24 protein-coding genes and 1 pseudogene are annotated in these 25,150 nt (G+C 44.7%); 6 read left to right on the forward strand and 19 right to left on the reverse strand.

All coding sequences use genetic code 11. The features are described from left to right. Positions 1-50: 50 nt before the first annotated feature. Both D4T97_RS10170 and acpS read right to left on the reverse strand, forming a co-directional pair. Entirely contained in the window at positions 51-1,070 is a 1,020-nt protein-coding gene (locus D4T97_RS10170) for a LolA family protein (protein ID WP_126050322.1), read from the reverse strand. Positions 1,071-2,459: 1,389 nt separating this feature from the next. Next, positions 2,460-2,822: a holo-ACP synthase gene (gene acpS / locus D4T97_RS10175; protein WP_126050324.1), complete on the reverse strand. Its 363-nt coding sequence runs from the start codon at positions 2,820-2,822 to the stop codon at positions 2,460-2,462. Between the two features lie 76 nt (positions 2,823-2,898). Between acpS and D4T97_RS10180 the strand changes: the two genes are divergently transcribed. Then, on the forward strand, positions 2,899-3,501 hold the full coding sequence (locus D4T97_RS10180; protein WP_126050326.1) for a rhomboid family intramembrane serine protease: 603 nt from the start codon (positions 2,899-2,901) through the stop codon (positions 3,499-3,501). On the opposite strand, the gene D4T97_RS10185 is transcribed toward D4T97_RS10180, so the two are convergent. The 5 genes from D4T97_RS10185 to D4T97_RS10205 form a co-directional block, all read right to left on the reverse strand. Continuing rightward, positions 3,485-4,966: a PH domain-containing protein gene (locus tag D4T97_RS10185; protein WP_126050328.1), complete on the reverse strand. Its 1,482-nt coding sequence runs from the start codon at positions 4,964-4,966 to the stop codon at positions 3,485-3,487. The two genes, D4T97_RS10180 and D4T97_RS10185, sit on opposite strands and share 17 nt — an antisense overlap. Then, the gene (locus tag D4T97_RS10190; RefSeq protein ID WP_126050330.1) at positions 4,959-5,441 is read right to left on the reverse strand and encodes a PH domain-containing protein; all 483 of its coding nucleotides are present in this window, start codon (positions 5,439-5,441) and stop codon (positions 4,959-4,961) included. The genes D4T97_RS10185 and D4T97_RS10190 overlap by 8 nt, the downstream gene beginning before the upstream one ends. 598 nt (positions 5,442-6,039) lie before the next feature. Then, on the reverse strand, positions 6,040-7,485 hold the full coding sequence (gene cshA, locus D4T97_RS10195) for a degradosome RNA helicase CshA (protein WP_126050332.1): 1,446 nt from the start codon (positions 7,483-7,485) through the stop codon (positions 6,040-6,042). A gap of 500 nt (positions 7,486-7,985) precedes the next feature. Next, a complete protein-coding gene (locus D4T97_RS10200) occupies positions 7,986-9,368 on the reverse strand; it encodes a UDP-N-acetylmuramoyl-tripeptide--D-alanyl-D-alanine ligase (RefSeq protein ID WP_126050334.1) in 1,383 nt (460 codons plus the stop codon). Positions 9,369-9,383: 15 nt separating this feature from the next. Continuing rightward, complete coding sequence (locus D4T97_RS10205) at positions 9,384-10,433, reverse strand: D-alanine--D-alanine ligase (protein ID WP_126050336.1); 1,050 nt, start codon at positions 10,431-10,433, stop codon at positions 9,384-9,386. 420 nt (positions 10,434-10,853) lie between these two features. On the opposite strand from D4T97_RS10205, the gene D4T97_RS10210 reads away from it, so the two are divergent. Next, positions 10,854-12,029: a dicarboxylate/amino acid:cation symporter gene (locus tag D4T97_RS10210; protein WP_126050338.1), complete on the forward strand. Its 1,176-nt coding sequence runs from the start codon at positions 10,854-10,856 to the stop codon at positions 12,027-12,029. A 243-nt stretch (positions 12,030-12,272) separates the two neighbouring features. Here D4T97_RS10210 and D4T97_RS10215 read toward each other — a convergent pair whose 3' ends face one another. Then, complete coding sequence (locus D4T97_RS10215; RefSeq protein WP_126050340.1) at positions 12,273-13,043, reverse strand: hypothetical protein; 771 nt, start codon at positions 13,041-13,043, stop codon at positions 12,273-12,275. Positions 13,044-13,179: 136 nt separating this feature from the next. Here D4T97_RS10215 and mgtE point away from each other — a divergent pair, with 136 nt between their 5' ends. The 3 genes from mgtE to D4T97_RS10230 all read left to right on the forward strand — a co-directional run bounded on the left by mgtE (position 13,180) and on the right by D4T97_RS10230 (position 16,980). Next, positions 13,180-14,538, forward strand: coding sequence for a magnesium transporter (gene mgtE, locus D4T97_RS10220; protein WP_235872219.1), 1,359 nt, complete (start codon positions 13,180-13,182; stop codon positions 14,536-14,538). A gap of 385 nt (positions 14,539-14,923) precedes the next feature. After that, a complete protein-coding gene (locus D4T97_RS10225) occupies positions 14,924-16,216 on the forward strand; it encodes a hemolysin family protein (protein ID WP_126050344.1) in 1,293 nt (430 codons plus the stop codon). Positions 16,217-16,392: 176 nt separating this feature from the next. Then, positions 16,393-16,980, forward strand: coding sequence for a YqaA family protein (locus tag D4T97_RS10230; RefSeq protein ID WP_126050980.1), 588 nt, complete (start codon positions 16,393-16,395; stop codon positions 16,978-16,980). Positions 16,981-17,088: 108 nt separating this feature from the next. Here D4T97_RS10230 and D4T97_RS20490 read toward each other — a convergent pair whose 3' ends face one another. From D4T97_RS20490 to D4T97_RS10245, 4 genes are all read right to left on the reverse strand, one after another. After that, positions 17,089-17,241: an Lmo0850 family protein gene (locus D4T97_RS20490; RefSeq protein WP_164525529.1), complete on the reverse strand. Its 153-nt coding sequence runs from the start codon at positions 17,239-17,241 to the stop codon at positions 17,089-17,091. 204 nt (positions 17,242-17,445) lie between these two features. Beyond that, positions 17,446-17,637, reverse strand: coding sequence for a CsbD family protein (locus D4T97_RS10235; protein WP_126050346.1), 192 nt, complete (start codon positions 17,635-17,637; stop codon positions 17,446-17,448). 503 nt (positions 17,638-18,140) lie between these two features. Further along, positions 18,141-18,653: a MerR family transcriptional regulator gene (locus D4T97_RS10240; protein ID WP_126050348.1), complete on the reverse strand. Its 513-nt coding sequence runs from the start codon at positions 18,651-18,653 to the stop codon at positions 18,141-18,143. A gap of 508 nt (positions 18,654-19,161) precedes the next feature. Next, entirely contained in the window at positions 19,162-19,566 is a 405-nt protein-coding gene (locus D4T97_RS10245) for a ferritin-like domain-containing protein (protein ID WP_126050981.1), read from the reverse strand. A 104-nt stretch (positions 19,567-19,670) separates the two neighbouring features. Here D4T97_RS10245 and D4T97_RS10250 point away from each other — a divergent pair, with 104 nt between their 5' ends. Next, entirely contained in the window at positions 19,671-19,865 is a 195-nt protein-coding gene (locus D4T97_RS10250; protein ID WP_126050350.1) for a Fe3+ hydroxamate ABC transporter substrate-binding protein, read from the forward strand. On the opposite strand, the gene D4T97_RS10255 is transcribed toward D4T97_RS10250, so the two are convergent. The 7 genes and pseudogenes from D4T97_RS10255 to D4T97_RS10280 all read right to left on the reverse strand — a co-directional run bounded on the left by D4T97_RS10255 (position 19,853) and on the right by D4T97_RS10280 (position 25,131). After that, entirely contained in the window at positions 19,853-20,071 is a 219-nt protein-coding gene (locus D4T97_RS10255; protein ID WP_126050352.1) for a hypothetical protein, read from the reverse strand. The two genes, D4T97_RS10250 and D4T97_RS10255, sit on opposite strands and share 13 nt — an antisense overlap. A gap of 62 nt (positions 20,072-20,133) precedes the next feature. Beyond that, a complete protein-coding gene (gene tnpB, locus D4T97_RS10260; protein WP_126050354.1) occupies positions 20,134-21,273 on the reverse strand; it encodes an IS200/IS605 family element RNA-guided endonuclease TnpB in 1,140 nt (379 codons plus the stop codon). A gap of 10 nt (positions 21,274-21,283) precedes the next feature. Beyond that, positions 21,284-21,485 (reverse strand): annotated as a pseudogene (locus tag D4T97_RS10265) (transposase); the annotation flags it as partial. Positions 21,486-21,855: 370 nt separating this feature from the next. Continuing rightward, complete coding sequence (locus D4T97_RS10270; RefSeq protein ID WP_126050356.1) at positions 21,856-22,128, reverse strand: zinc ribbon domain-containing protein; 273 nt, start codon at positions 22,126-22,128, stop codon at positions 21,856-21,858. A 27-nt stretch (positions 22,129-22,155) separates the two neighbouring features. Beyond that, positions 22,156-23,337: a formamidase gene (gene fmdA / locus D4T97_RS10275; RefSeq protein ID WP_126050358.1), complete on the reverse strand. Its 1,182-nt coding sequence runs from the start codon at positions 23,335-23,337 to the stop codon at positions 22,156-22,158. 367 nt (positions 23,338-23,704) lie between these two features. Further along, positions 23,705-23,878, reverse strand: coding sequence for a hypothetical protein (locus D4T97_RS20495; RefSeq protein ID WP_164525530.1), 174 nt, complete (start codon positions 23,876-23,878; stop codon positions 23,705-23,707). Positions 23,879-24,012: 134 nt separating this feature from the next. Further along, on the reverse strand, positions 24,013-25,131 hold the full coding sequence (locus D4T97_RS10280; RefSeq protein ID WP_126050360.1) for a dihydrolipoamide acetyltransferase family protein: 1,119 nt from the start codon (positions 25,129-25,131) through the stop codon (positions 24,013-24,015). Positions 25,132-25,150 lie beyond the last annotated feature (19 nt).

A 25,150-nucleotide genomic window follows, 5' to 3' on the forward strand; every position in this document is an offset into this window, starting at 1 on the left:
CCTAAGCACATAAAATTTTGCAAAAAATAGACCCTTTCATGTAAAAGGGTCTATTTCACCGAGTCGCCTTGCACCGAACGTGCGACCACTATCATTTCTTCCTGCGTCAGATCTTTGGAAGCAAGCATGTAATCCACACCGTCCTGGCTCCAAACAATGGAATGGTCGTTCATGACGCCCATGGCAAAACCAAGATCCACCATTTCGCCGCTCATTTCCACCGTTTCCATTGATGCCGTCGGAATCACTTCGGCTTTTTCCTGGAAGAGTGTAAAGGACTTATCTTCTCCCTCGTACGTTAGGATGACCCGTTTTCCTCTATCTGTCTCCATCGTTTTTTCGTCATGGAGGGTCACACCTGGGATTTCAGCCATTGCATACTTCACAGAAAATTCCTTCCCGCTCAGCCCTGCCAAAACCGGTACTTCCAACTGGGCACTTGTCATATTTTTCTTCGTATCAAATGCATCATCATCAAACTTTGCATTAAAGTCCACTTTCGTAAATTCCACTGTTACTACCGGATTTTTGTCTGTATCCATTACCTTAACACTGATCGGTTCAAATGACCTTTTCTTAAAAGTAACCTCCTGTGTCGGCAGCATTTTGTTATTCTGATAGCGCGTCTTCGTTTCAAAAACATAATGCTCCTTCGTCTCCTTGAACTTTGCCTCCTTGTCGTCAAGGACATCTTTGACCAGAGACTCAAACAAATACGCCTGGCTGCTGTTTTTCGGCCAATCACTTTGGAACTTGTAGCTCTTGTTAAGTGCAGGCGTCAACACATAAACACCGCTCTTATTCCTAAGAATCATCTGACTTTGTTCTTTTTTGGCATTCTTTAAATGAACCCGATAATCACCTGGCTTATGATGCCAGACATCAATATCATAAACTTGAGGCTCATCCCCGACTTCCAGAGTCATCTTTGCTTTTGCTTTATATCCCTTGATATCCCCCACTTTTTCCTTCAGATCCTTCGCTACATCCTCCTGAGATTTTGAACCGCAGGCCGAAAGCACGAGCATCGCCGCAACAATCCCCCAAACTAGCCATAGCCCCTTTCTCATTCCTTCAACCCCTTTGTTGTCTCATTTACACATGAAAAGAAGAGAGTAGGATGGATGCCGGGAATCATTAGCCGGCATTGCCATTCGAGCGAACCGATCCGCCCAATGCGGCAATAATCCCCGAACCCAACCTCGTCTCTCCTGACGCATTAAAAATATATGAGACAACCGTGGACAATATGTATAGAAATGTGGAAGCATCCGTTTAGCGACGTACGGACTGGACTGACTCTGACCAAGTTAAAGGAAACACGCGGAACGAAGTGAAGCGATGGACTTATTGAAGGGAAGAGGAGGGCGGTTAATTTTTAAATAAAATGCTTCAAAGAGTTTATAATGATTCTCCCTGTTTAACTATTTCTTTGTTTTAGCCATAATTTATGAAGGTATTCGCACCATTGAGCGCATTGACTCCTCTTTTGGGTACGAATAGCGCGGAATCGTTACCGTTTGAGCGACTTGACCCCTTTTTCGGGCACGAATAGCGTGGATTCGTTACCGTTTTGGCGCATTGACCCCTTTTTCGGGCACGAATGGCGTGGATTCGTTACCGTTTTGGCGCATTGACCCCTTTTTCGGGCACGAATAGCGCGGATTCGTTACCGTTTTGGCGCATTGACCCCTTTTTCGGGCACGAATGGCGCGGATTCGTTACCGTTTTGGCGTATTGACCCCTTTTTCGGGCACGAATAGCGCGGATTCGTTACCGTTTTGGCGCATTGACCCCTTTTTCGGGCACGAATGGCGCGGATTCGTTACCGTTTTGGCGCATTGACCCCTTTTTCGGGCACGAATGGCGTGGATTCGTTACCGTTTTGGCGCATTGACCCCTTTTTCGGGCACGAATGGCGTGGATTCGTTACCGTTTTGGCGCATTGACCCCTTTTTCGGGCACGAATGGCGTGGATTCGTTACCGTTTTGGCGCATTGACCCCTTTTTCGGGCACGAATAGCGCGGATTCGTTACCGTTTTGGCGCATTGACCCCTTTTTCGGGCACGAATGGCGCGGATTCGTTACCGTTTTGGCGCATTGACCCCTTTTTCGGGCACGAATGGCTCGGATTCGTTACCGTTTTGGCGTATTGACCCCTTTTTCGGGCACGAATAGCGCGGATTCGTTACCGTTTTGGCGTATTGACCCCTTTTTCGGGCACGAATAGCGCGGAATCGTTACCGTTTTGGCGCATTGACCCCTTTTTCGGGCACGAATGGCGTGGAATCGTTACCGTTTGATTGAGCGCTTCGGCAGCACGTTAACTAGCTTATCAATAATGCACGGGGTATAATGCGCGCTTCTGCTTGGTTTAAAAAAACGGTAATAGCACTTTCTTTCGGTGGTTAATCCAACCATCCTACTTCTCGCCACCAACAAAAAAAGAGGAGCATTCTCACCGCTCCACTTCAATCACCACCTGCGCGGCGGCATATGCTTTCGTATGCGTAATGGATAAATGAACTTTTTCCCCTTGATCTGCGGGCCTTACAATATGCGGTTTCCCTAATTTGTCCGCCATAATTTCAATGTCCTGAAAAGACAGTTCTGAGCCGATACCTGTCCCACGCGCTTTAGCGAAAGCTTCTTTCGCTGCGAATCTCCCAGCAAGAAATTCGGTCTTTCTTTTTTCCGGCAAAGTTTCGTAATATGCAAGTTCCCCCGCTGACAAAACACGCTCAGGAAATCGCGCCTGCCGTTCTCTCAGCTTTTTAATTCTCTCCGTTTCTACGAGATCCAGTCCGATTCCCGAAATCATCGCAGCACTTCCCTTCTACTTTTCATTTACGACTATAATATAATGATAGGAGTTCAATAAGAAAGGAGAGTATCCCATGTTCCTCCGCACGGAATCTTTCGGGCAATTCATTCGCCTGTATCCTGTCATTACGGCTCTTGTGGCTATTCATATCGCCATTTTCCTTGCTATGAACCTGCCGCTTTTCCCGCAGCAGCTTATTTTTGAAATTCTAGCAGGCGTCAATATATTAATCCAAATGGGAGAATATTGGCGATTGTTCACACCAATTTTTGTACATATCGCTTTCACCCATCTTTTGTTCAATTCATTCTCACTTGTTTTATTCGGTCCGGCACTCGAGCGAGCACTTGGAAAGTTTCAGTTCATTCTTGTTTATATTGCCTGTGGAGTTGCCGCCAATATTGCGACGCTTATTCTAAAGCCGCCCTATTACACGCACATTGGCGCGAGCGGAGCGATCTTCGGTTTGTTCGGTATCTATTTGGCCATCACTTTTTTTAAAAAAGAAGCCATGCCCCAGCAGGGGAAACAGGTGATTTTGCCGATTGCGGCTCTCGGAGTGATCATGACCTTTTTCCAAGCCAACATCAATATCACTGGTCACATTTCCGGTTTGATCGCAGGCTTTCTCATTGGGGCTGTTTTAGTAAAAATCCGTCCTATTCGCTTTCTGTAGCTGTTTCAACGAAATCTATCAGTCCTTGATCTCTGTGGCTATACCAGTCAAGAACTTCAAGAGCATGCTTTTCATCCAGATGGGCAATTTCCGCATCGCGGGAACCTGCCCCGGATTTCACCGCTGCACTCACCGCCGCTAAATCAGCACGCTTTTGAAACCAGCTTACACTTGCTTCCATCGACTGGATCCGGTTTTTCTTCATCAGCATCGTATGCTGCTCGATTGTCCTATAGCGCATCGTCAGTTGCTGACCTGCAATATTCCAGCCGGCGGATTTATACTGAGCGTAACCCCATAAAATGGCAATTGGCAGCAAAGCAACGGCAAATAACCCATATGGCCAGAAAAACCCGGTCACGACACCTGCAATAACGAGGGCTATGATTGATTTTACAAACATATAGCGCCGTATCGACCGTTTAGGAGCAGGTCTGAAATCCGTGTCAAATGCATAGTCGGTAAAATATCCACCTAGTAGGTCAGCAATTTCGCTGCGCTTCACAATCGGAAGAAGGACCATGGAAGAATTCTCCAAGTCAGTGGACGCTCCTCCGGCACTTTCCAAAGAAACGCTCGCGTACCCAAAGGGCTGTCGGATCGGGCTTTCCGTAATCGTTAGCGCCTGTATTCGATGTAAGGGAACCGTTGTTGTCCTTTTTTCCAACAAACCCCTCGTGATGATCAACTCATCTTTCACTTTTTTTACTGTAAAATCGTTGTATTTGAAAAATGCGATGACAACCGATAAAAGCCAGGCAATGAAAAGAGCAATAAAAACTACCACAGAGATGAAAACCACGCCGAATTTGATCAGCTGCTGCATTTCATTAAACAACTTTTCATAAGGAATAAAGTCTTCAAATTGAAAAACAAATGCCAGAAATGCAGAAATGACGACACCAGCCCTCCCGGATGTGGATGCAAGAAAAAGGAGCTGCCGCGCTGTAATCTTATAAATGATATCTTCTCTAGGAGCTGCCACTTCCTCCGTAACATCTGACGGTACCTTATTTTTTACATCAGAAATAATTTTCTGTAACGATGCCGCATCCGCTTTTTTTATGGCCGTCAACTCTGCTTCTGCCTTGTCCCCGCCTGACCCTGCCGTTTCCACTTTCACTTTTACAAGACCCAGTGGACGGTGGATAATGCTCTCAGACAAGTCGAGGCTTTGAATCCGGTCAAAAGGGATATAACGTTTTTTCCTGACAAACAGCCCTTGCTCAATCCGGAGCTCGTTGTCCTCGACCCTATACGTAAACCTAAGCCATTTGACAACCATAGAAGCAATCATAAAAAGGACGAATAGTAAAAATAGGAGCTGCGGGAGCATGCTAAAACCAAGTTCAATCTCATTTTTCCCAAAAATAAAAAGGAAAATAAATGGAATGATGAGCTCTTTCAGCGAACGGATGAAATCATACAACACAGTGATCGGGTGAAGCCGTTTCGGTTCAAACATCGTCTTCAGCCACCCTTGCCAATGCGGAAATGGAACGGCGCAGCTCCTCCGCCTCATGAATATCGACCGCAGGTATCTCGTGAACCGTTGCCGCGGTTGATATCGAGACAGTGGCAAGATCATATTTTTTCAATATCGGTCCCTGCGAAGTATCAACATGCTGGACCCGCACCATCGGAACAAGCGTCCGGTGAATGAAAAAAACTCCATACTGAAGCTCCAACTCGTGCTCCGTCACTTCATAGCGCCAGCGCTTCCATCGGATGGAAGGAATGATAAAAATGCTCAATATTGTAATAATGAATACAAGTCCAGCGCCTGAGACCGTAATCCAAATCGGCCAATCAAAAAAATATGTAAGTCCCCCGGCTATAGCTACTACCAGCCATAATGCTAGTGAATTAAGCGCCCCCGTAATACGCCACACCTTTAAACCGCGCTGCGAAATCCGCCTTGATGGTGGTCTGATTTCCATTAATTCTCCCCCTCTTTTCTGCCTAACAATGCTCCCATTTTTAGGCGCTGGGCCTGGATGACTATCCAGTTTTTTGGAATTGCTTTTCAAATTTTAGATTTACTCTCGAAATTTCAGATTTACTTTTAAAATCATTTTATCTAGCCTTTAAACAATGTTCTATATTAGTCACCCTTCATATTCTAACAAAAAAACAACCGGATTTCTCCGATTGTTTTTTGTTAGATGGATCGCTTACGCTTTTTGAGCGGCTCCTCATATTTTGGCCGCTCTTTTCGCGTGAGCGGCTTTTTCATTTGTAAAAGTTATTTGCGCTTTTCCTATGTCCAGCTGCGACGCCTATCGACTAGCAGACTTCGCGCTTCCTCCTACGATAAGTCAACATCGGCTCGCCTGCGGCTTCGCCGTGTTTCCTTTATCTCGTCGGATTCACTCCAGTCTAGCTTCAACGCCTAGCCCCTCGAGGTAATAAGCCAATTCCCTGTGGTGGCTAAAAAGCTGCCTCCTCGGGAATCGTCTTATGCTTGTCGGGGCTGACAAGGCATTTCCGCATTTCGGGTCAGTCTGTACGTCGATGAACAGGCGTCTCCGCTTTTCCTTATGGTCTCCGATTCCCTGAGCGGCGCTGGGATTTGCGGTGGCCTTTATATGATGACTGGCCGCCCGGCTTTCCTCTTCTGCCTCGTCCGCCTCGGTCTCCACCGTGGAAAGAATCCCGTTTGGATGGGAGCGGTCTTTCCTCAGTGATGTGTACTGGCGTTTTGTCAGGCTCCTTGGTGATTACTTTCAATGCAGCTGCAATGACTTCCACTGCATCGTGCTCGTTCAGCAAGTCAACAGCTGTGGACCTGTATTCATCCAGATTGCCCTCTTCAATCGTCTCAGCCAATTTTTCCATTGTCACGCGTTGTTGGCCTTCGAGCGCTTCGTCCCAAGTTGGCGGGCGCATTGGCTGCATCCGCTTTTTCGTTGTTTGCTCAACGATGCGCAGGTACCCCATTTCACGTGGGCTGACGAATGTAACGGCCATTCCTTCTTTTCCGGCACGCCCTGTACGTCCGATACGATGGACGTAGCTTTCGGGATCCTGTGGAATGTCGTAGTTATACACATGGGTGACACCTGAAATGTCCAATCCACGCGCTGCCACGTCGGTCGCTACAAGAACATCCACTTTACCTTCTTTGAACTTACGTAAAACGGACAAGCGTTTCGCCTGGCTCAAATCGCCGTGGATTCCTTCCGCAGTGTATCCGCGAACGGTCAAAGCGTTGGACAACTCATCCACACGGCGTTTCGTCCGACCAAAAACAATAGCCAATTCCGGAGACTGCACGTCAATTAATCGTGAAAGGACATCAAATTTCTCTCTTTCCGGCACTTTCACAAAAAATTGTTCGATCAATGGAACAGTCATTTCTCTCGCTTGAACCTTAACTAGCTCAGGCGACTTCATGAAACGCTCGGCAATTCGGCGAATTGGTTCGGGCATTGTAGCAGAAAAAAGCAATGTTTGCCTTTCCTCAGGGACTGTTTTCAAAATCGATTCAATGTCTTCGATAAAGCCCATGTTCAGCATTTCATCCGCTTCATCGAGAATTACTGTATGGACATTGCCCAATTTCAGTGTCCGGCGGTTAATATGGTCAAGGACACGTCCAGGCGTTCCAACGACAATCTGAGGACCTTTTTTCAACGCCCTGATTTGGCGCTGAATATCAGATCCGCCATAAACTGCGAGCACTCTCACCCGGCTGTCGATGGCAATTTTATATAGCTCCTCTGAAACCTGGATAGCCAGCTCACGCGTCGGAGCAATGATGATCCCTTGGACCGTGTGATCGCTCGGATCGATTTTTTGAATCAAAGGAATTCCAAACGCCGCTGTTTTTCCAGTACCGGTTTGAGCTTGCCCGATTAAATCCTTCCCTTCCATGCTTAATGGAATCGTTTTTGCCTGTATCGGTGTAGCTTCTTCAAAGCCCATTCTATTGACTGCTTTTAAAATAGACGGACTCAAATTTAAATCTGAAAACTTCGTCAATGCTTCTCAATCTCCTTTAAAACTTCAAGTTGGAGCGTAACGCCCCACTTTTCTTTTAAGAGCTGCCGCGAAAAAATTGTAAACGATGTTGCTAATTCTATCACTAAAAAGTGATGGTGACAATTTCCAATTAAAAGAAAAGCGCAAGCGCCTTGCTCAGCCCCGACAGGCACAAGATCATTTTCGCGGAGCAGTTTTTCTGCCGCCAAAGCGAATGCTTTCGACGGATTGAATAAAAAAAGCTATAGCGCAGAAGCACTTTTTCCTCGAATCAAGGCTTGTGACCTTTAGGGGGCTTGGCCGACTTAAAGCGCCACGTCCTGTGGCGCCGTCGGCACTAGGACATCCTGTCCGTCGGAGCTTGGCATTTGCCAAGCACCAAGCACTTTTTTTCAAAAAGGTGCCGTTATCTCTCAACTCAACCATTGCAATATAAAAGTTTAGCCGAGAGGTAACGGCACCTAATTGCAGGGGCGGCTAGCCGCCCCGCAAATTCCATGCTATTCCTCAATAGCTAATGCTTCAACCACTTTTTCCATTTTCATACCACGTGAAGCTTTTACAACAATCAGCTCTCCTCCTGAAATTTTCCCCTTCAGAGAACGGATTAATTCATCCTGATTCAGGAAAGAAAACACATGCCCAGCCGTGAAATTTTTTTCGGCACCCTGTGCTATCCATTTACCTAAATTTCCATATGTATAAACATACTTGATTTTTGCCGGATCGATCTCTTCACCGATTTGTTCGTGAAATTCAATTTCCATATCTCCAAGCTCGAGCATGTCTCCAAGAACAACAATCTTTTCCTTGGCAGCGTCCATGCTTTCAAGCATTCCGATGACAGCGCGAAGTGCCGTCGGGCTTGAATTGTAGGAGTCGTTTAAAATTGTTGTCCCCTTGATTCCATTCCGCCATTCCATTCTCATCGTAGACAGTTTTACTGAATTTAAACCGTTTTTCACATCGCTGGCCGGCACTGAAAATTCCTTCGCAGCTAGCAAAGCCGCCAAAGCATTCATGACATTATGTTTCCCAGCAATCGGCAAAAATAATGGCTCATTTGGAAAATTCGATGCCGTAAATGTGCTTCCTCTTTCTTCTATTGTCAATTCTAGAGGGTATGCGGCATTTTCCGCAGAAGGCCCAAATGTTTCCAGGCGGATATTGTCAAGCGTAGCCGCCTTTTCCTGTAAAAGCGGCTCATTTCCCGGGTAGATGAATAGGCCTCCAGGAGCCAGTCCTTCGGTGATTTCAAATTTGGCCGCAGCGATTTCTTCGCGAGACCCAAGGTCAAGCAAATGGGCTTCACCGACATTCGTGATAATCGCTGCATCAGGTCTGGCAATTTTTGTCAAAAGGGAAATTTCACCCCTGCTGCTCATGCCCATTTCGAGGATAGCAATCTCCGTTGTTTCCTCAAGTGCCAAAATCGTGAGCGGAAGCCCGATATGATTATTGAAATTCCCTTCCGTCTTTTGGACGCGATACGTTTCACCAAGGACAGCCGCCGTAATGTCTTTCGTCGTTGTTTTTCCGTTACTGCCTGTAATCCCGACCACTTTTACAGATAATTCGTCCCGGTATGTCTTCGCCAGAGCCTGCAAGGCAAGCAATGTATCTTTTACGACGAGAACCGGACCGTTTGTTGGCGGGTTAGGAACATCCTCCTGCCAAAAAACAGCCGCAGCCCCTTGATTCAGGGCCATTTCCGCGTACTTGTGACCGTCAGTCTGCTCCCCTTTAAAGGGAACGAACAAGTTGCCCGGTGAAATTTTTCGCGAATCAATTGTTACGCCTTTTACCTCTTGCTGGGCGTATTCCGTTACATCGTTTTCTATTTTGATCATTTTTGCTATCTGGCCAATTGTTCTTTGAATCATCGTAATCCCTTCTTTTTAAAAAGTATGGACGATTGTTTGTTTTTCCTCGTAACGCTGTCTGCCAAGGTCGACGAGACGTTCAATCAACTCAGGATACGGAACGCCGGTATTTTTCCAAAGGAGAGGGAACATGCTGACAGGCGTGAAACCTGGCATCGTGTTCACTTCATTGATCAGCACCCTGCCGTCCGGCGTCACGAAAAAGTCCATCCGGGCAAGACCGGAGCAATCGAGCGCTTTATATGCTGTAAAAGCCATGTCGCGGACCGTGTCATAATCCGTTTCAGGAATGTCTGCCGGAATCACAAGTTCTGTAGTGTTATCCGCGTATTTTGCTTCGTAATCATAAAACTCTTTTTTAGGGACGATTTCGCCCGCAACTGAACAAGCAAGTTCATCATTCCCAAGGATACCAACTTCAATTTCCCTTGCAATGACACCTTCTTCGATGATGATTTTCCTATCGTAGCGGAATGCTTCTTCAAATGCTGCAACCAATTCTTCTCGGTTGTCGCATTTGCTGATTCCGACGCTCGAACCGAGATTGGCAGGCTTCACGAAGCTAGGATAACCGATTGTTTCCTCCACTTCCTTATAAGCCGCTTCGCGGTCCTCTTCCCAGGTACTACGAATGATAGAAACGTATTCCACCTGGTCCAGGCCAGCCTGTGCAAAAATATTTTTCATGACTACTTTGTCCATACCAGCTGAAGAGGCGAGTACGCCGTTTCCAACATATGGAATGTTTAAGACTTCAAGCAGGCCCTGGACCGTTCCATCTTCGCCATTAGGACCGTGCAGCAGCGGAAACACCATATCAAATTCCGCGTTTAGCGATTGAGGCATCAACTCATTGCCGCCATTCGAAAATTGAAGCTGTTTTACATCTTCAACAGGCTCTGTAATTTGCGGACCTTGTATCCATTGTCCTTGTTTGGTGATGAAAATCGGAAATATATCGAATTTATTTTTATCAAGTGCATGTATGACTGCTTTCGCAGTTTGCAGCGAAACTTCATGTTCAGCAGATTTACCACCGTATAATAAACACAATTTCATTTTTATTATCCTCCATCTTCATGACATCTTTTTAATTTTAACATGATTTTAAATAAAACAAAGAAGAAAAGTGAAATAGATATATGGGGAAAAAAGCGTGATTTCCTTCATAGGGTCGGAACCGGAAAACACGGACATATTTTTGATATATCCTTTCAATCAAAAGTAGACTGCCGCCCAATTTTATCGTATGCTGCATGATCTTTTGGAGTGATTGAAGCGAAAGTCCTGCTCTCTGCCAGCCCGGGTTATCCGTGGGTTTTTGCGAAGCCCCGTTCTGAACAACTTGCTTTGCCCACCCGGCCCGATGCTCTATTTTTGTGAAATAATAAGGATATCTTCTTTTTCTTATGCTAGAATAATTCAGGCGGCTCCCTTACATAAAAAGCTGCCGCCCATTATATTTTATATGGAGGTCCATATGTTATGAAATTCGGTTTGTTACCGCGCATCATTCTCGCGATTGTGCTCGGTATATTAATTGGGCTCGTCTCGCCAAATCCCTTAATCCGGGTTTTCGCAACCTTTAACAGCCTATTCGGGAATTTCCTTGGCTTCATCATTCCATTGCTGATCATCGGCTTCATCGTTCCCGGAATTGGCGCTATTGGAAAGGGTGCCGGAAAGCTGCTCGGCTGGACAGCTGCGATTGCCTATCTATCAACGATCGGAGCAGGCTTGCTCGCATTTTTCGCAGCAAAATCGCTATTTCCTTCGATGTTGGCCAATCTGTCTCTGCAAGAGTTCGCTAATCCAGAAGAGGCACTATTAAAACCATATTTCGAAATCGAGATGGCGCCGCTCATGGGAATCATGACTGCTCTACTTCTATCCTTTGTCATCGGAATAGGAATTGCAGCCGTTAAAAGCGATGTGCTCTTAAATTTGTCCAATGACTTCCGGGACATCATTCATCTAGTCATTGAAAAAGTGATCATCCCTTTATTACCGGTTCATATTTTCGGCATTTTTGCAAATATGACCAATGCCGGCCAGGTAGGATCTATCTTAAGCATTTTCATAAAAGTTTTCGCTATGATCATCGTTCTTCATATTGCTTATCTATTCATCCAATATACAATTGCCGGTTCTTTGCAAAAAAGAAATCCTTTGTCGATGTTGAAAACAATGAGCCCAGCGTATTTTACAGCTCTTGGAACCCAGTCGTCAGCGGCAACGATTCCGGTCACGCTGCGACAAGGTAAAAAAATCGTTAAACAAGAACGTGTTGCGGACTTTACCATTCCGTTGCTTGCAACCATTCATTTGTCTGGAAGCACAATCACTTTGGTGAGCTGTTCCATGGCTGTCATGTTCATGCAGGGGCACAGCTACTCATTTACAATCATGCTTCCATTTATATTGATGCTCGGAATCACAATGGTGGCAGCACCCGGCGTTCCCGGCGGGGCAGTCATGGCCGCTATCGGACTTTTGGAATCCATGCTCGGATTCGGTCCAGCGATGACTGCATTGATGATCGCCCTCTACATTACCCAGGACAGCTTCGGTACGGCATGTAACGTAACCGGTGACGGTGCAATTACAGCGGTCATGGACAAAATAAGTCGCGAAGATGTGGAAAAAGAAGCGACAGTTTGATTTCAGAGAGCCCCCATGCAGAAATGCGCGGAGGTTCTTTTTTTATGTGCGAAAGGATTGAATAAAATCGGAATGGGTTGGACCATGTATTTTGTACGTGGTTCATTTCCAACAAGGAGCCTATCCGCTTTATACGGATGCCGATCAAAAACACCCAAGAAAAAATCATTCTCATTTTCAAGCAGTCCCACATAAAAAATACAGCTCCCATTCAGGAAGCTGTATCCATTTTTCCAACCGAATCTATCCCAGGAGAGCCTGCCATTCTCCGGCCTTCCGATCAAGAACAATTTTGCCTTCCGGCGGACGCCGGCTCTGCTTCATATACTCTTCAAGCATTTCATCCGTGTCCATTAAATCACCGACCGTCCATAAAGGCACTTCAATTTTCTGCCGGTCCGCAGTCATTTTTTCAAATGAAAGCACGACGCCTTCCCGCATTTGTACGCTCAGCATTTGGAGAATATCTGCTGGGACAAAAGGGGCCGGGCGGTATTTCCGGCGTCCAAACAAGTTTTTTTCTCTTCCTGGACTCACCCTATGCGAAATGACCACGCCCATCATAGAGAAAAAGTGTTCCCAATTCTTATAGTATGTTTTATTGAAATTTCCGTCTTCCTCGGTCAAATAGACAAATTGATTTCCAAGCATTCTATAAAAAGGAGGTCTTAGAGGTGATTTGATATGGCTTAAGTAGAGAAGCTCAGCCAGTTCCTGGCCTGTCAGCTCATTCAGATCTTCCTCATCTGAAAAATCAACCCAACAAAAATTTCCGTAACGGAAAACTTCATCTCCTGCCAACTGTTCCACGTTTTCTCCCGTTACAAAATTCAACCGGGTATGCATGTTATAGTAGCCATCTTCGAATTTATGGCTGAGCAATAAAAGATTTGACGGCTTAACAGGAATACCTTTCATAAAATCGGGAAATTGAATACCGGATGACAAGATATACCGAGCGGTGTGATTCATGTGTATGTATATGATATTTTTCCTAGATGCTTGATTTTTCAACGAGATTGCCCCCACAAATATAATCATACGATATACCTACAGTATATCTATATAATAACAAAAATTTGTTATGACTTATATTACATATTCACAACAATTATATATGCCGCTATTAAACGATAGAAAGGTGATAACTGTGCTGGCTAGAAATATGGAAAAGGAACTTACTCTAAAAATCATCGACAATATTAAAAACGAAGACTTCGATAAGGTGAATGATACTTTTGAAGACTGCGGCCCGGAAACGATGGCCTCCATCATCCAGAATCTTCCGGAGAGATTCAGAGGGGCCATGCTCGAGCATTTAAGCAACTCCACCCTGGCAAGCCTGATACAGAAAGTGAACATTAAGCTTCAGCTTGAGATTTTAAGTAAAATTGGACCCGACAAAGCAAATCGAGTGCTGGCTTTATTGAATGTCAACTTCCTTTCCCGCCTGCTTCGCCATTATCCCAAAACGGATGTTGACTCTTTTTTAAAAGAAATGAAGGAAACCGAAGCATCCTATGTCAGGCAAATCCTAGAATATCCGGACGATACCGCCGGAAGCTTGATGACGAACCGGTATGTCTCGGTCAACACCCATTTTACTGTGGGACAGGCCGTTGAAAAATTAAAAACCTTAGCCCTTTACTCGGAGAGCCTAAATCATATCTATGTGGTGGATCAAGATGGGCATCTAGCAGGAACGGTTCCTTACAGGGACTTGATCATAACAGAGCCTGAAGAAAGCGTGACAAATGTCATGGTAGAAAAGGTCATATCCGTTGATGTGATGACCAAGCGCAGTGAAATTGTCCGCTTGCTGCAGCGATACGATTTTACGGCGCTTCCTGTAGTGAACAAAGACGAGGTTCTCATAGGAATTATCACTTTTGATGATATGGTGACCACAATCATCAATGAAGCAGGCGAAGATATAAGCAAAATTTCCGCCATGAATGAAGAAATTGACTTTGATACGAAACCGGTGTCTGCGGCAATCCGCAGACTTCCTTGGCTCATCGCCCTGCTGTTCATCGGGCTCGTCTCCGGAAGCATCATCTCCAGATTCGAAGAAACACTGGAGCAGGTGGTCGCCCTTGCTTTCTTCATGCCGCTGATTGCAGGAATGACAGGAAATACCGGTACACAGTCGCTTGCTGTCGTCGTGCGCGGTCTGGCAGAAAAAGAAGTGGACATGAGAACAGGAATGAAACTGCTTTGGCGTGAATTCCGAGTGAGCTTATTTATCGGCATCACATGTGGACTGCTCATTGCCATCATCGCATTTGTCTGGCAGCACAATCTATACCTTGGAATTGTTGTAGGGGGCTCGCTATTGCTTACATTGATCATCGGAACATTCGCAGGTACAATCATTCCGTTGATTTTATATAAATTAAAAATGGACCCGGCGGTCGCATCCGGACCTTTGATTACAACGGTCAACGATATTTTTTCATTGATCACTTATTTTTCCATCGCGACCCATTTTCTCAACAAACTAACTTAACTCTTTAAAAAATGTGAAATCGTGATAGAAGTTGCTTCATTAAGGGTAAAGTATGTAGAAAAGCGCAAGGCGCGCAGCCTTAGGCGACAAGCACAAGGCGAATTTTGATGAGGGAGTTCGTCAGCCACCACAGCAAAGCAATTAAATTAAATCACATCGTGAAAAGCTTCTCTGAGATGCTTCATGTAGCTTTGCGACGAAGGAAACATAAGCTTCCTCGAATAGCTATGCAGCAGGAGCACATTCTTATTGAATAAGCTTCCTTGCAACTTGTAACCTCGTGCCGATGGCGCCTGGAGCTAGACTTAACAATATTTCTCCCCAAAAAAATACGAAATGGAGGAGGTGAAGCCTTGCTGCGGACATTCCGGAGCGGGGCGCTCCATTGCTCATAATTAACATATTTCTCGTTATTATTTTAATTGCACTGACAGCATTTTTCGTGGCATCTGAGTTTGCAATCGTAAAAGTTCGAAGCTCTCGCCTGGATCAGTTGGTAGCGGAAGGCAATAAGAAAGCTACCGTTGCCAAGCGCCTGGTCGCAAATTTAGATGGCTACTTATCTGCAACACAGCTTGGAATCACAGTGACCGCACTCGGGCTTGGATGGCTAGGTGAACCGACTGTTCAAGTAATGCTCAATCCACTGTTTGAAAGGCTTAATATTCCAGCTTCGATAGCAAGCATCCTTTCTTTTGTCATTGCATTCAGTTCAATAACATTTATTCACGTTGTTGTCGGAGAATTGGCACCAAAAACTTTCGCCATTCATAAAGCTGAGGCCATTACATTAGCTATCGCAACACCGCTGATATGGTTTTATAAAATCATGTTCCCCTTTATCTGGCTTTTAAATGGGGCTGCTCGTCTGATAGCAGGTTTGTTTGGTGTCAAGCCTGCTTCCGAAAGCGACATCGCCCATTCTGAGGAAGAGCTTCGCATTATTCTGTCGGACAGTTTGAAGAGCGGAGAGATTAACCAGTCGGAATACCGATATGTCAACAAAATCTTCGAGTTTGACAACCGGATTGCCAAAGAAATCATGGTCCCGAGAACGGAAGTCATTACAATCGACAGATCCGCTTCAATCGGTGAAATCATGAGCATTGTAAAAGAGAAGCGCTTAACCCGTTACCCAGTGATAGAAGAAGGAGACAAAGATAAAATTCTCGGTGTGGTCAATATTAAAGAATTTTTAACAGATTGCATTGAAGGGAACTGTCAAGGTTCCGAACCAATTACCAGCTACATCATGCCGGTTATCAGCGTCATTGAAACGATCCCTATTCAGCGGCTTCTTGTAAAAATGCAACGGGAAAGAAACCATATGGCCATTCTGTTTGATGAATATGGCGGAACAGCGGGAATTGTCACAGCGGAAGATATTCTAGAAGAAATCGTTGGAGAAATCAGGGATGAATTTGACGAAGATGAAATACCGTTAGTAAGGAAATTGGATGAACAGCATTACTTGCTGGATGCAAAAGTATTGATTGAGGAAGTGAATGATTTGCTTGGCATCCACCTTCGCTGCGAGGACATCGATACAATTGGTGGCTGGCTCCTGACGAAGAAATATGATTTGCAGCAAGGCGATATAATTGAAGAAGAAGGGTATAAATTCCATGTAAAAACAATGGAAGGCAACCACATTAGCGAAGTTGAAGTGACCCCATAAATTACTGTGAGTATCAAAAAAGGAAATCAGTCAAATTCCTATTTTATTTCCGGGGAAATGAGTCGGTTCGACAATCATTTTCCTGTTTTTTCAATTTTGCTGACGGCATTCTTGAATAATGCTATACTTCTTTTTAGCTTATCGTCATTTACGGCTAAAAGGAGCATATTTGAATGATATCAGAATGGCTTGCAATTATTGAAAACTGGCTGATTGATTATGGGGTGCTTGGACTTTTAATCGTCTCCTTTACGGATTCTGCTTTTTCGCCAATCATTCCCGAGGTGATGCTGATTCCAATGGGGATCGCCTCACCCGACAAAGTATGGCTTTACGCTTTTTATACAACTGTAGCTTCCGTGTTGGGAGCACTTCTTGGATGGTATATCGGAAAAAAATTGGGCAGACCCATTTTGCTTCGCTTTATCAAGGAAGATAAAATTAATAAGGTTGAATATTATTTTGAACGGTATGGAGCAATGGCTATTTTAATAGCGGCTTTTACCCCAGTCCCTTACAAGGTCTTTACCATTTTTTCTGGGATCTCCAAGGTGAAAATCAGGACTCTTGTTTTCTGGTCCATCCTTGGAAGAGGCGGGCGGTTTTTCCTGGAGGCAGCAATCATTGCGGCCCTTGGCGTAAGAGCGAAACCATTCATTGAAGAAAACTTTGCCATTATCACACTAGGCATCGGTGGAATCGCAGTCGTCGCATTCATCGTTTACCGCCTGATCTTCAGCAGGAAGAAAACGGCAAACAGTTAGAAAAGTTAAGGAGCTCAACCTTAGCGGACACGCACTTTACTGAGGCAGCAGTAATCTTTCAATTAAAACAACAATGCGGGCCAGTACATTGTACCAGCCCGCTTCGTTTTAATCTAAATGGTATTCGGTATACCCAGGGACAGCCTGTATCTCATCCAGAACTTTGAAAAGCTCCAGCCGGGATTTCGTTACTGAAATATTTACTCCCATTTCAGCCAGACTATCAATAAATTTTTCAAGTTGCTCATGATCTCTATGCAAGAAGACCACCTCATTTAAGATTTGACATCTTACTACTATTTTAACTCACTTTTCAACTGATTTGAATCGCTTTCAATAAAAAATATTAAATATGTGTCCAAAATTAAAACTTTCCTGTTTAATATACCCTATCTTCCCAGTCATAAACTTCTTATATAAATCAAAAACAGGCCTTCCATTAGGAAGTGCCTGTTTTGGTCAAACTTAGTCCCAGTCGCTAAATTTTTCTTTGGCTTCTCCATATTTTTTCTTCGTTTCACCTTTCACCTTATCCCACTTACCTTCAGCCTGCATTCTTTCATCATCAACTGCATCTCCAAATGCATCTTTTGCCTCACCTTTTACCTTGTCCCATGTACCTTCAAGCTTTTTCTTAGTTCCATCTGAGTCTCTCATTAGGAAGACCTCCTTCAAGTCTAAAAGCTATAGTTATCTGTACCCCCTATGACTCGAATGAAACTGAATTAATCAAGAAAAGTGTAAGCGCCCGTTTAGCGACGTACAAACTGAAATGCGGAAGACGGCCGTTTAGAGGGCGACAAGCATAAGGCGAGAGCTGAAGAAGGCGTTCTTTGCCTTCAGCAGCTCTCGCCTTATGACCTCGAGCCGATGGCACCCGCAGCCGGACAACACGGCGACTCGGCCGCCTCAAAGTGCCACATCCTGTGGCTTCGGTAGCACTACTAGGACGTCCTGTCCCTCGGAGCCGATGTTGACTTATCGTAGTGCTCTGAATACACTTCCTCGAAAAAACTTCCACGCAGAAAAAGCGAAGCTTTTTCGAGGAAAGGAGTGTGAAGTTTGCTAGTCGCTGGGCGCTGGAGCTGGACAAATCACTTCATCATTCGAATAATAGTTTCGTCAATTTTTGTACTTCTTGAGAAACGCTAAAAAAGCTTTCATATAGTAGACTTTTTGTCCGAAAAAGTAAACCGTAGAAACGCCATCCCTTTCCTTTTCTTCTTATTTCGCGCATTTTCCATCATTTCAAACAACTGCTGGTCCCGTTCCCGTTCCTCGATTTTTTCCGTCAACCGTTCAACCTGAACTGCAAGCTTTCGATTAATTTCAGCCAAATTTGTCTGCTGCTGTTCCAACAAAGTGATTTTTTCACATAGCTTCTTTAATTCCAAGTCCATTTTTTCTGAAGGCACATCTAGCAATACTTCAATTTTCCCCGACTGGCCTGCCGTTATCTCCGCTGCCTGTTCCACTGTCACTCCGTCTTCCGCCATTCTGTCAATCATTTCTTGAATTTGCGAAATATCCTTTTCTCTAAAAATCCGTCCATTATTCGAACCGCGCTCAAAATGATATCCTTTTGACTCCAACACAACAGCATAATTCCTGAGGGTACTGACCCCTAATCCCAACGCCTTGGCTGCCCCGGAAGTATACATCAAGTTTTCCATCGCCGACCCTCCCCAAGTTTTGGTTGTACGTATACTATTCCACAAACTAAACGCTTGTCCTTTCACTAAAAATGTAGATTGGAAGGGAGACTTGTAATTCGTTTTACAAATTTCTCATGAGGGATGGCGTCCCTCATGCTGTCGGATAAAATGAAGATCAGAAGCTGGGGACTAAATCGTGAAAAAAAGAGTATTTTCGAAAAACGGAGGGTATTACAAGTGTTTGAAAAGTATTCATCGGAAACGGATAGTAAATCGTAAAAGTGAAGAGTACTCCATCAAAATTGAAAAGTATATCTAAAAAATGAAGAGTATCCCATCCAAATCGAAGAGTAAAACAAAAAAACTTCAGAGTTATCCGCCAAAAACGGAGACTAAAAGAAAAAGTGGAGAGCATCCACCAATAAACGGAAAGTAATATTAAAAACGAACGGTACTCTCTGGAAACCGGATAGTCAGTCTTCTAAAATCAGTTACCCTCCCGTCAGTCTCCACAAATTTAAATCTCTTATTGCATCATGGATAAAAACCATACTGCATGGTTCTGCTCATCTGCAGCCGCCCGGCGAAACAGATGTCTAATATTTGGGTGCTGCGCCCGATCGGCAATCTCATGGTAAAAGTCGACCGTATGTTGTTCATCTTCAAAAGCGAATCGCAATCCATCCTTATATTTATTTGGACATTGTTCAATGATCTGCGGTTCAGGCTGCTTATTCATCACCAACATATAAATGGCCGAAAACTGATGGAAATGGCGGACTTCATCATTCCTGATTTCGCGGATGATCTGTTTTTCCTTCTCTGTAGGCGCCATCTCTATCAACTTCCCATAACAGGCAATGGCACTGTATTCGCCATTCACTGCTTTGGCAATGTCTTTTTCTAATTTTTTATCAATCGAAAAATCCATCAGTGTCTCCACAAAAATCACTCCCCAACATAGCGTATGCTGGGCGGGCGGAAGGGTGACAGATTAGAAAAACAAGATATGATAAAAGCAGGAGGGATGAACGAATGTTTACATCAAAAGCCCATTGTTATTTATGTAAAAGAGAAATTCAGCCTTATGAAGAAATTTACGTTAAAATGCGCTATCCCAAAAGCAAAGGATTCACTGAAATCAAAGCATTCCTGAAAAATGAAGGTAACATAATCTGCATAAATTGCTTTCCAACAGAATCGGTCAATGCCCGCAATCAGTCCCAATAATTGACATCGTCGTCATTAAGTCTGTTCCACCCGAACTTCCTGCATATTGCATCAATGACGAAGAAAATCGCCAAGAGGATGATAAAAGCCTGAAGGGTTTCAACGAACGCAATGAACAGAAACGGAACACTTGAACCTCTCATGAATAAAGTCACGAGATTCTTGGGAACAGAGCATACTTGATGAATAGTGGCGTACACTGCCATCAGCGGTTACTCTTTTATACCAAGCTATCCCCGCAGTTCCTGCGGTTCTTGAAATCTCGTTTTTATATCAGGGACAGCTGTCTTAGCCCTTCCCTCACGATATTTTTGCTGGCGTTGACATCCCGGTCATGGCAGGTGTGGCAGGCTGGGCAAGTCCAATCTCTCACGTGGAGGGGTTGCCTGCCGGCTTGATGGCCGCATGCAGAACAGATTTGGCTTGATGGATACCATCTGTCGATTTTAATCACCTTTTTCCCATACCATTTGGCTTTGTATTCCAGCTTTTCGATAAATCTGGACCAGGATACATCAGAAATACTTTTCGTCAGCTTGCGGTTTTTCATCATCCCTTTGGTGTTTAAGTCCTCTATACAGATCACGTCGTGGTCATTGATCATGTCTGTACTCAGCTTATTTAAAAAATCGGTGCGCTGGTTCATCACTTTTTCATGCATTCTGGCGACTTTCCGTTTTTGTTTTTGATAGTTCTTTGCCTCAAGGAGATTGATGCCTTTCTTTTTCGCAAGCAGCGCACGACGGGACAATTTGCGTTGTTCACGTTTTAATTTCTTTTCCATTTTGGCAGTGAAGCGATGATTATCCACTTTTCGGCCGTCTGAAAAAACGGCGAAGTCCAAAATTCCCAGGTCAATTCCGATGGAGGAATTGGTTTTGGGGAATTCGGCGATCTTTTCTTCACAAAGAAGGGAGACAAAATATTTTCCACTTGGGTATTTTCGAATGGTTACGCGGAGGATACGCCCGGCAACCTCCTGGCTTTTTGCAAACTTTACCTGTCCAAGTTTAGGGAGTTTCAGCAGGTTGCCATTAACGGAAATATTATCATTTACGCATTTTGTCGTATACGATTGGACAGGGTGCTTTTTGCTTTTGAACCGTGGCCTTCCATTTTGTTTATTAAAAAATCGGGTGAACGAATCGGCGAGGTTTTTCAATGAGGATTGAAGGGCGATGCTGTCGACTTCCTGCAGCCAACTGGTTTCTTCTACGACTTTCATGATGGGGAGCATGGCAGAACATTTGTGGTAGGATAATCCTTTACCAGTCTCGGCATATGACGTGTTCCATAGTTGAAGGAAATAATTATAGACGAACCTGGCGCAGCCGATAGTCTTGGAAATGAGGATTTCCTGTTCCTGATTCGGGTAGATACGAAACTTATACGCTTTATGCCGCAGCACTCCACTCACCTCATTTCTTTTTCTGGGCCTGGATATATTGCCTGATTTGTTGCTCGGTATTTTCACTGACTGTGGCAACAAAATAACTGGGATTCCGCAAGTGGCCGCCCCATAACGGATTTTTGAGCTCTGGATGGAGTTTAAAAATCAATCAGGCAGATACCTTTTAATGACTTAACAACACTTGGAATATAGTGCTGTGGTTTACACTTTCCTTCTTCTGTATAAATTTTCCGAGTTTCGTACAAAAATTTCACGCCGACAGCACCTCCTCCCAAACATACGGAAAACCCCCTTAGAAAGATTCAAAGATCCCGCTCCTTCGGAAACGGGATCTTTACAAAAAAACATTTGTTCAGACAGATTATTTCTCTGTCTAGCTAGTCCCACCGACGTATAGGAAGCACTAGTGCAAGCGAAGCGACAGGACAAGGAAAGCTTCGACAGCGTTACATCGCACGAAGAAAAAGCGTTAGCTTTTTCGAGGATCTCGCGGTATGAGCCTGCCAGCGCTTCTCTCCCCTAAACGGCCGTCTTCCGCATTTCAGTTTGTACGTTGCTAAACGGGGCTTACGCTTTTCTTCACGCCTGCCACGGACGATTTGCCACAGCCGGCCTCTTTTTAGGAAGTCTTCTTGTACCCAATTCTTCCCGGCTCATTCGTCGCGGCTCCATCCCCTTCTCAATTCTTGATTTGAGCGCATGGGGCATGGAGTACAGATTGGGCGGTAAAAATACACGTTTTGATTCTGAGCTGCACGACGGACATTCGGCACTTCTCAAGTTTTTCTCCATCGATTTGAAAAACAAGGTGAATTCTCCGCATTCATTGCAGCGAAACGTATAATTTGGCAAGATATCCCCCCTACCTATATCTTTACTTTATTTTTTCGGTGTAATATCTTTTTCAAAAATCTGGGTAGGGATCCCTATAGTACAGCAAGCGTTTGGAATATCCACGATGCCCGCGACATGCCCTTCCACCGGCGCGGAGCTTAGCAGCATATACGCCTGCTCTCCTGTGTACCCCTGAGTTTTTAAGTATTCAATCGCATTGAGGCAAGCATTTTTGAAAGCGGCATTCGCATCCATATAGTATTGCTGCCCAGTACTGTGATCCACAGACACGCCCTCAAACACAAGGAAATCCGAGTATAATGGATCAACCGGACCCGGCTTGAACATCGGGTTGTTCTTGATCATATATTTGTCCATTCCGCCTTTGATGACATCGACCTTTAAGTCGATCCATCCGGACATCTCGATTCCGCCGCAGAATGTGATCTCTCCGTCCCCTTGAGAGAAGTGGAGGTCTCCCACTGATAGTTTCGCCCCGTCCACAAATACCGGGAAGAAGATTTTCGATCCTTTTGATAGATTCTTAATGTCACAGTTTCCGCCATTTTCCCTTGGAGGCACTGTTCTGGCGCCCTCTGCAGCAACGCGGTCGAATTCTGCGCCTTTCAGCGTTCCGAGCACTGCACTTTCCGGTGTCGGCAGATTGGCGAGTGGAGGAGTGCGGTCAGGATTCGTCGCTCTTAGTTCTTCCTCTCGTCTATTCCATTCTTGCAAAAGCTCCATGGACGGTGCCACACCAATTAGGCCCGGGTGAACTATTCCCGCGAATCTGACCCCCGGAACGTGCCGCGAAGTCGTAAAAATCCCTTCAAAATCCCAAATGGATTTTTGTGCTTCAGGAAAATGATCAACAAGGAAGCTTCCGCCGTTTTCCTTGGCAAAAATTCCGTTGAAACCCCACTCATATCCTTGGTGGACACCGACATCCAAAATATCAACTACCAACAGATCTCCCGGCTCCGCTCCATTGACGTGGACAGGCCCACTCAAAACATGGACTCTCTCCAAGTTCGCTTCCCGGATATCTTCAGGGTCATCGTTATTCTTAATTTGCCCGTCCGTCCATTCCTTACAGTCCATCCGGAAGGCCGTTCCAGGATCCACTGCAAAAGCTGCAGGTATATCCGGGTGCCACCTGTTATGTCCCGGGTGTGCCTGCTCCTCCATCCTCTTGGTAAAATCCAGCTCAAATAATGTTTTTGGCATTTTGCTTACTTCCTCCCTCGAAAATTTTATGTAAATCTCTTGGTGAAAATAAATTAGTATGCTTCTTTAGTATAAGCCAGCCTATACCATTTATCAAATTTTTTAGATAATTTAAAATATAAAAAGAGCTTTGTCGTTAGGATGTTTTTACACTCCTACTTTGACAGTAAAATTCCGAAAAAAAAAGAAATGATAGAACCCTTGATAGTTGATAGATGGTATATACGCATCTCTGAAGGAATATTTTATTAAACCCCTGCCAATCATACATACAAAAATTTTCCAGTAATGGAACCCGGTCCATTTTCATCTAGTAGCTTTTTCAAAATCGTTTCAGAAAATCCACTGCTTTAGAAAATGCAGCGTCCTATTTCTCTTTGTAGTGGGACTCCCAGTTTTCCGATAGCCATTTTAAATTGACAAATAAACAATTCCAATTCTTATATAAACTCTCCCAATCACTTGAACTTTCTCTTTCAGATACAGCGTGGCGGCCAATGTACGTATTTCCTTTGTCGGCGGATACATAAACCCGATTCACATATATGCACTCCCAAAATTTCAATGATTTATTCGGTACTTTCCCTTCAGTTCACAAGCCGAAGAAGCTGATTAATCTCCCAGCTTCTTCTTCTCTCTCTATCTTTTAAATCTTTTTGGTTTTCTTTATTTCTCTTATAATTCTTCAACCAACGCCGCGCACTGATCGGCAATCGTCTGTAAAAACTTGGCCGCGGGCGCTCCGTCGACAGCACGATGATCGAATGTCAGGCTGAGCGGGATTCGCTCCTTTTGAACAACTTCCCCATCTTCTAAAACGAGATAGGACTCCAGTTTCCCTACACCAAGGATTCCGGCTTCCGGCGGATTGATAATGGGGGTAAAAAACTCAATACCGAAATTTCCAAGATTCGTCATAGTAAAAGTGCTTCCTTGTAATGTAACCCCGGATAAATTTCCGGAGGTGACGTTCTTTGCCATGTCTTTTAGCTCTTTGTCCAGTTCGCCTAGGACCAATTGGTTGGCATTTTTAAGAACTGGCACATACAACCCTTCCTCCGTATCGACCGCCATCCCCAAATGGACTTCTTCATGCTGAGTGATCTCCCCATCATGAACATGGGCATTCAAGTATGGATGCTGCTCCAGCGCTTTGATTGCGGCATATGAAACCAGGCTGTTCCAGCTGATTTTGGCGCCGCTCTCCTTCCGCTTTTTCCCGATCTCCGTCACTTCAACCCAAGAGGTTAAGGTCAGCTGTGCAGAATTATGCAGGCTTGTCATCATTCTGGAAGCAATCGTTTTGCGAATGCCGGTCATTTTTGCAGCGGCCCCCCCGGTCTCCTGTCGTGTTCCCACTCCTTCCGCTGCTTCTTTAATATCGTTTTCAGTGATGCTTCCGTTTGGTCCTGTGCCTTTTACATCAGCCAGATTTACGCTCAGATCTCTCGCAAGCTTCCTCAGTCTTGGAGAAATTCTAACAAACGAAGCTGCAGTCATCTTTTCCTCGTTAGCTTTATTATCGGTCTTGGTTTCCGCTTCTTTAGCTCCGCTTTCAGCTTCCGCATCAATTTTTACGAGAACATCACCCACCTTGGCAGATTCCCCTCTTTTGATCATAATTTCACTGATTATGCCATCCGCCTCGGCTTCTATTTCAAAAACAGCTTTTTCCGTCTGCACCTCGACAAGCACATCGCCTTCTTCAACCGTATCTCCTTCTTCCACATGCCAAAACACAATGAGGCTTTCCTCAATTTCATCGGATGTTCTTGGCATCTTCACTTCAAACATGCGCTTCACTCCTTAGATG

This window comes from Siminovitchia acidinfaciens, from assembly GCF_003605385.1.
GTDB lineage: Bacteria > Bacillota > Bacilli > Bacillales > Bacillaceae_C > Siminovitchia > Siminovitchia acidinfaciens.